We start from the raw sequence: 7,241 nt of genomic DNA, 5'->3' as shown, positions 1-7,241 counted from the left end.
CTTGTACGTCTGATCTCACTGGTTCCGTCCTTGAACCCTCCATGAGACACCTTTGTGAAAGCGGCTTACGGGAAAACTGTACGAGCCGTTTGAGCGGCGGACGGAGGCCAGCCCTGCGGGGCGCCTCCTCCGACCCGACACAGGAGGACCAAGACGGGCAGGATTTGCGAAACCCCGAAACCAACATCCGTCAACATCGTCTCTGGGCTGTCAGGTGCTGTTCGGACACACGCTTGATACAAATTTGTCCCGGACCCTATTTCCTTGATCTCGAAGGAATGGATCAGTCCAAGCTCTCGTAACCAGTAGGCGATCATTTCCTGAAACTTCATGTATCGGCGACGCGGTGCAAGGTTTTGCTCGTCGTTTCGTGCCGTGGCCGCAAGGATGGCATCTACTGTGCGTTCTCCTCGTGGTCCTACGTCGTGGGGGCTCGCACCGGACCACCGGTACTCTCGCTGCGGATGCTCTCGAAGCGGACCCAGATAGACAACTCTGTCCATCAACGCTTCGTACTCGGCTACGAAGTCCCTCAAGAAGCCCGTGTTCTGGAAGTAGATATAAGCTTGGTCGGGAAAGAGGTGGGTCTTGAGGGGATGGGGGAGAGGCCACGGCCGACCTGGATTCCGAATGAGCTGCGGTGCGGTGTCTCCCTCCGAGGCAAGATCGAATTTGTCGGAACTTGCTCCCTTGGGTTCAATGGAGAAGACCGCGTCGGAAAACCCGTATTTCACGTATCGTGTCGACAGATGTGAATCCACAAATGCCACGCGAGAACTTTCTTGCAGACTCTTTCCTTCAAATAATGCGGGGTTGCGAGGGCTCATCGGGTCGGCGACCCTCAGCGTCTTCACGAGGTCCCAGTGCATGGTCCAGGCGATCTCCGCAGTATGGTCACCGCGGTGTACGATGGATTCGTACGTCCCAAGGTTTACGAGTTGGTTCGGCCCACCGAAGTCCAGTACCAAGCCGCGGTCGGTGGCGTCCTTGGTTTGTTTCAAGAGCAGGAGAAACTGAAGCACGCTGCTCTTGCCCGAACTGTTCGTACCGAACAGCCCGGTGACCTTTCCCAGCTTCAAATCGAGGCTGTGCCATGCCTTGAAGTTGTGCACCTCAAGATGTTTCAACATTTCCTTTTTCCGCCTTCTTTGGAGGTGTGAATAAACAAGCAGAGATGACGATGCTCTGCACAATTCGTTTCGCAACGTCGAGGCTGACCGACGCTGGGAACCGTTATGGGTAAGAATCACCCGATAAGTTCGCAGTATCGCAAGAACAGACGAGAGTCTCAAACTGCTCGAGGTTAGTCCGCGCCCCCCTCCGCCTTCAACGAATCCAGCGCCTCCTCCACGAGCCTGCGCCTCAGGGCCTTTTCCTCCTCCGCCGGCAGGCTCGCGTCTCCGGCCACGTGGACGATGCCGTGGCCGAGTACGACGCGGTTGGAGCCGACCATCTTGGCGATGGGGAGGGCGGAGGTCATCTGCACGACGGGGACGCCGGCCTTCTCGAGCTCGGTGGTGATCGCAGCGCCGCTGCGAGTGCTGGTGCCTCACGTGGAGGTGAGGATGACGGCGTCGACTCCCTCGCGCTTGACCTTCTCGGCCATCTCGCGGCCCAGCCGGCGGGTGTTGGACAGGGGGTTGGACAGGCCCGAGGTGGAGAGGAACTCGCCGTGGACCTTGCCGACCACACCTTCCTTCTCCAGTTGCCGCAGGGCGTCGAGGGGCACGAGGCGGTCGGGGTCGGCCTGGACGAAGCGCGGGTCGTAGCCGCCGTGGGAGATCTCGTAATCCTCTCCCGCCAGGTCGTCGGCGCCGGCGATGTCGTAGGCGCCCCAGCGGGTGGCGGCCATGCCTTCGATGTTGTCCGGGTTGCCCTTGGGCACGAGGCCGCCGTCGGTGATGAGCATGACCTTGGCCTTGGACAGGTCGTCGACGCCGCTGGGCTTGGTCACGGGCTCGAAGGCGGTGACGGGCATCTCGGTGTCGAACGGCTGCCCCTGGACCTTGGCCAGGACCATGTCCACGAGCCGCTCGGCCGAGGTCCTGTCCACGAACTGGTCCCGTATCAGGCCGCGGGTCAGGTAGCCCTCTTCGCCGGGCAGGCCGATGGCATCGCCGGCCACCAGCTTGCGCGCGAGGCCGGCCATGCGTTGGACCACCGGCTTCATTTTGGCGGCGTTCTTGCCGGAGTCGACGATGTAGAGGCCCTCGCGGTAGAGGTCGACGCCGGGGTTCTCCTCGTGCATGGCGGTGACGGCCGGGATGCCGAGCTCGTTTTGCACGGCGGTGCACAGGGCGCCGGCGGCCATGCCGTAACGTCCCGCGTCAAAGCAGGGGCCGGCCACGAACAGGTCGGCGCGGGCGCCGCGGACATGGTCCAGGACGGCGGCCACCAGCTCCTCCTGGTGCTCCACCGCGTGGTTGTCGCCGCACACCAGGGTGTGGACCACGGCGGCCCCGTCACCCAGGGTCTGCTCCAGCAGCCGGGCCGGACCGACGGCGTTCTCGACCGCTCGAAGCGGGCTCCCGGCCTGCTCCTCGCCGCCGATGCCCCCGAAGAACTGGTTCAGGTAGTGGACGATCCTCATGGTTAGGGTCTCCCTGCTCAAAGCTGTGACGCACACATTTCAGTAAACCACCGCGCGCAGCCGCGACGCGCCCTGCTGGTTGGTGATGCCGGCCACGTTCATGGCGTTGAGCTCCCGGACGCCGGCAAGAAGCTCGCCGATGGCCGGGGTCGCGGCGATGATGCGGCCGGCCGGCGGCACTTGCCAGCGGGTGTCGTTGCCGCCGCCGTAGACGATGGCGTTGACTTCGGGGAAGTTGAACAGCAGGGCCGACTCCACGCGGCGGTCGCGTGATACGTCCGACACCATGACCGAAGTGCGTATGCCCGCGGACTCCAGGAGCCGCGCGGTCTCCGCCAGGTCCGCGTGGGGCACGCCGCCGCCGTACTTGGTGAGCACCGCGGCATCGGCGTTGAGTGCCCACCGCACCAGGGAAGCGGCCGTGCGGCAGTTGCGGTCGCGGTCGGCGTTGTCCGAGCCGGCGATGCTCGCCACGGCGCCGACGAAGTTCAACTCGCCGGCGTGGTGCCGCCGATACAACTCCATGATGATGGGATGGTTCTGGTAGCCAAAGGTCTCGGCGCCGCCCATGGACGTGTAGTAGGAGGTCACCAGTGCGCCGTCGAGCCACTCGTCCGGGTGCAACAGGACCGGCAGCATGCCGGTGGTGTTGAGTCCGTAGAGCACCGGCTCGTCCAACTCCGCCGCCCGCTGACGCGAGAAGATCTGCCCCACGTACGCCACCCGGGGAAGATCGGCGCGTCCCGGAGGCCCCGGATTGACGGGCTCGAACGCGCGGCTCTCCGCGGGCGCTTGGGAGAGCGCCGCCCGGGCCAGGTGAACGGCGGCCCTGAGCGCGGCCACGCGTTTCGCCCGCTTGGCCGCATGGGCTTCCGTCCCCGCCTTCACGCGGGGAATGGCGATCAGGTGATGCAGCCCGGCGTACCACGAACCCTCCGCGGCCGGCCCGTTCATCTGGAGCACCCGGCCGACGGCGCCGCGCGAGCCCCCCGCGGCATGCTCGTCCAGCACCGTGACCGCCATGCCCGACAGCACGTGGGTCGTGCCCATGCCGGCCGTCACCGGAGGGCCGAGGATGCCGGGGAAGTCGGGGCTGCCGCCGTCCGCCTTGGCCCGGGGCTCGACGACGTCGAACACGGGCCCGGCTCGGCAGTCCTCACCCGGCGCCGCGAGGTCGAAGGTGGCGTCGCTCAGCGCCTCGTCCTCGAGCAGCACGCGGCGAAGCTCGTCGGTGTCGATTTCGAGTGTGGTTCCGTCCAGCCGTGTCTGCGAGCCGAATCGCAGGGCTCGCACCGGATGGTACGCCAGGGTCAGGTTCACGCAATGCCCTCCATCCTTCGAGGTCGGGCACATGATTCCACATTCACGAGGGGATTCAAAGCGGTTGAACGCCCGCGTCCATCCACGGATCGCGGCTCCCATGGCCGTGGCAACGCTTGGAGAAGAATCGGCGCCAACGCCCCGAATCGTCATTCCCGCGGAAGCGGGAATCCAGGGGCGGGGGAGGGGTGATCACCCCGGATCGGCGCGCGCGACGTACTCGCCCAGGGCGGTGCCGTATTCCGCCACGTGCACGCCGTAATCGGCGAAGTCTCCGACGAAGCATTTGAGCGCCCACAGGGCGGCGTCACGGTGCTCGGCCTTCCCGGTCAGGTCGAACAGTTCGAGGAAGAAGCGTGCCGCGGCACCGTTCTCGGTGATGAGGGTGAGCGGGTAGTGGAGGTAGGCCGGGCCCTTCTCGGCGATGTCGAAGTAACCTCCGGCGGGATTCCGCAAGCGGGCGCGGACGAAATCCGCGAGCACCTCGGCTCGTTGCCGGAACAGCGAGTCGTGGGTCGTCTCGAATCCCGAGATCAGCGCGCGTCCCATCCAGACCTGGTCGGCCAGCAGTCCCCGCAGGCGCGGGGCGTCGTCGAAGTAGTGCGCCATGCCGCGGGTGCCGTCCCAGGAGCGCTCCAACAGCAGGCGCAGCGTCGCCAGCGCGTGCTCGGCACAGTCCTGGCGCCCGAGGGTTCGAGCGGCTCGCAGGCAGGCACGGACGGCGCGGGCGTTGGCGTCGGTGTACATCCACGGATCGGTGATGGAGAACATGCCGCGGTTCCTGTGCGGCAGCGAACCCGGGGGATCGTCCCGGCCGGGGGTGACGCGGATGTAGTCGCGGCAGCCGTGGAAGAACGGCATGGAAGGGTCGCGGAAACCCCGCTGGAGATACTCGAGCAACTCTTCGGCCAGTTCGCGGAAGAAGGACTCCCGCGTCAGCTCGAACACGTGAAGGGCGTTGTCCAACAGGCCGGCGTGGTCGGCCAGCAGTTTCTCGTGGTGGGGCTCGCTCCAGTCCCGTTTGGACGAATAGCGGAAGAAACCGCCCTCGGGATCGTGGGTTTTGCTCTGGTGCATGTTGTAGAGGGTGAGGCGCACGTGATTGAGGAAACGCGCATCGCCCGTGGCCTGGTGGCGCAGGAGCAGGAACTCGTTGACTTCGCAGTGGGGGAACTTGCGGTCGATCTCGTAGCCGCCGTGCACGGGATCGGCGAGGCGCCAGACGGTCTCCGCGATCCGGTCCAGCGTGCCCGGGTCGGGGGATGGGTTTTCGGGCGACGCATGATGCGGTACCGCAGCCGGTGAAGACGGCGCTGAAGTCGTAACCGGTGCGGAACTCGCCGGCGCTTCGCGCTCCGGCTCGACGGTGCTCCACGCCGCCGGATCGGGTCCCGTGGAGACTGTTGCGGCAGGGTCCGTCCCCGAATCGGTCCCGCGCTCCTGGTACCCCACGTGAATCCGCACCAGCACGTCGGTAAAGTCCGTGGCCGACAGGTAGTTGATCCCGGCGAGATAGTCGCCCTCGGCGCTCATGAACACGATGGTGGGCCAGCCGTTCCGGTTGTAGCGCACGTCGATGTCCGGGCGCTGGGCGTCCTCCACCCGCACCGGCACGAAGTAGGCGTTGAGCAGCGCGATGACCTCCGTGTGCGACAGCGTGGTCTCGTCCATGCGCTGGCAGACGCCGCACCAGAAGGCGCCGAGGAAGAGCATCACGGGCTTGCCCTCGTCGCGGGCGCGCTCGAACGCGGCGGGGCCCCAGTCCTGCCAATGGATGCGGTGCGCGTCGTTGGGGTTGGGGGAGAAGCGGAACATGGCGTGGCGTCCTGGAACCGAGTCCCCGACTATATGCGCAGGATTGCCCGCCGTCGGCAAGATGGGGGGTTGGGCGGACATGTGGCGGCGGCCCGGCGTCTATAGTAGACAGGAACTCGCATCACCACCGGAGGTTGCCCATGTCCGCTTCAACCATCGAACTGCCCGCGGCCATATCCCGTGAACAGACCATCCGCGACTCCGAAACGGTCCTCGCCAGGCCCGACATCCCCGTGCGCGTCGAGGAGGACATCATCCGCATCGAGGCGCTGGGGCTGGAATGGGACATCGCCGTGGCCGTGTACGAGCCCGAGGACGAGAGCCGGATTCCCGCCGGCGCGGACGGCCGCAAGGTGGGCATCTTCCTCCTCCACGGCGGGTCGGGGGACTACAAGATCATGGAGCGGGTGGCCATGCTCGCGGCCGGCAAGTTCGGCTTCAAGGTCTTGAGCGGCACGTTCCCCGGGCGGTTCTACTTCCCGGACGCGAGCCGCGACTGGCCCGACGACACCATCCACGCGGACGGCAGCGTGCGCACGCCCATCTGGAAGCAGGGCGAACCCATCGGGCGCGACGAGTACGAGGTGGCGCGCGACGTCACCATGCGGCCGCGCTACGGCACCCGCACCGTGGCCCGGGCCAAGCCCGGCACCAACTTCTACTACCGCATGGCGGCGTGGCCCGTGGCCTTCGAGGAGGGCATGAAGGAGGCCATGCGGCGGCACCTGCCCGAGGGGACGTTCTCCATCTACGGCGAGGGCCACTCCACCGGCGGACCCTTCGTCTCCATGCTGTCCCAGCGCGTTCCCAACTTCGCCGGCGTGGTGGCCACGGAGCACACGCCGTTTGGCCACGTGGGCGCCATGCGCGACAATTGGAGCGGTTCGATGGGAAAGGTCTCCGGCTTCGAGCGCGTGAGCACCGAGGACGCCGCGCGCAGCGACCCCTTCAACGAGCTGTACATCCGCACCTGGCGCGACCTCGCCCGCTACGCCGGGCCCGAGGCCCTGGGACAGCAGGGGCCGGCGGCCTTGATGCAACTACCCATGCTGATGGAGGAGATCCTCGACACCTGGGAGCGGGCCAAGGCGCGGCCTCAGTTCAAGGCCGAGTATGTCATCACCCACGACATCGCCGGCTCATTGACCGAGGCCGCCCAGGTCAGCGCGAAGCGCCTGGGGATGAACGCCGACGAGACCGAGGCCCTGGTGGCCCGCTACCGCGGCTATCCGCGGGAGCTGTCCGGCGCGGACGCGCCGCCGCTGCCGCCGTTCCTGTTCGCCATCACCAAGGACAGCCGCGACCACAGCCCGGAGGTCTACAAGGAAGTCATCCTGCCCGCCTTCGCGGCCATGCGCCCCGCGCCCCGGACCCACCTGACGCAGTTCGGCGCCGGCGTGCACAGCTTCTGGAAGGCCGAGGACGGACTGCCGCAGGGGATCGCGCCGGTCGCCATCAAGCTGTGGCACGACGCCATCGCCGGCGGTTACTTTGTCGCCGCCTAGGAGTCTGTCCG

Annotated in this window: 5 protein-coding genes; 1 reads left to right on the top strand and 4 read right to left on the bottom strand. The window is 66.6% G+C overall.

Going from position 1 to position 7,241, the window contains the following annotated elements; all coding sequences use genetic code 11:
* Positions 1 to 65: 65 nt before the first annotated feature.
* The 4 genes from OXF11_01000 to OXF11_00985 all read right to left on the bottom strand — a co-directional run bounded on the left by OXF11_01000 (position 66) and on the right by OXF11_00985 (position 5,725).
* Positions 66 to 1,130, bottom strand: coding sequence for an AAA family ATPase (locus OXF11_01000; protein MCY4485683.1), 1,065 nt, complete (start codon positions 1,128 to 1,130; stop codon positions 66 to 68).
* 173 nt (positions 1,131 to 1,303) lie between these two features.
* A complete protein-coding gene (locus OXF11_00995) occupies positions 1,304 to 2,590 on the bottom strand; it encodes a glycine/betaine/sarcosine/D-proline family reductase selenoprotein B (protein MCY4485682.1) in 1,287 nt (428 codons plus the stop codon).
* 39 nt (positions 2,591 to 2,629) lie between these two features.
* Entirely contained in the window at positions 2,630 to 3,910 is a 1,281-nt protein-coding gene (locus OXF11_00990) for a hypothetical protein (protein ID MCY4485681.1), read from the bottom strand.
* Between the two features lie 192 nt (positions 3,911 to 4,102).
* Positions 4,103 to 5,725, bottom strand: a complete 1,623-nt coding sequence (locus OXF11_00985; GenBank protein MCY4485680.1) for a DUF255 domain-containing protein — start codon at positions 5,723 to 5,725, stop codon at positions 4,103 to 4,105.
* Positions 5,726 to 5,865: 140 nt separating this feature from the next.
* On the opposite strand from OXF11_00985, the gene OXF11_00980 reads away from it, so the two are divergent.
* Complete coding sequence (locus OXF11_00980; protein ID MCY4485679.1) at positions 5,866 to 7,230, top strand: hypothetical protein; 1,365 nt, start codon at positions 5,866 to 5,868, stop codon at positions 7,228 to 7,230.
* The last annotated feature ends 11 nt before the right edge of the window (positions 7,231 to 7,241 follow it).

This window comes from Deltaproteobacteria bacterium, assembly GCA_026712905.1.
Classification (GTDB): Bacteria; Desulfobacterota; Binatia; order UBA9968; family JAJDTQ01; genus JAJDTQ01.
The sequence above is the reverse complement of the archived record's forward strand: the minus strand, read 5'-3'. Positions and strand labels throughout refer to the sequence as shown.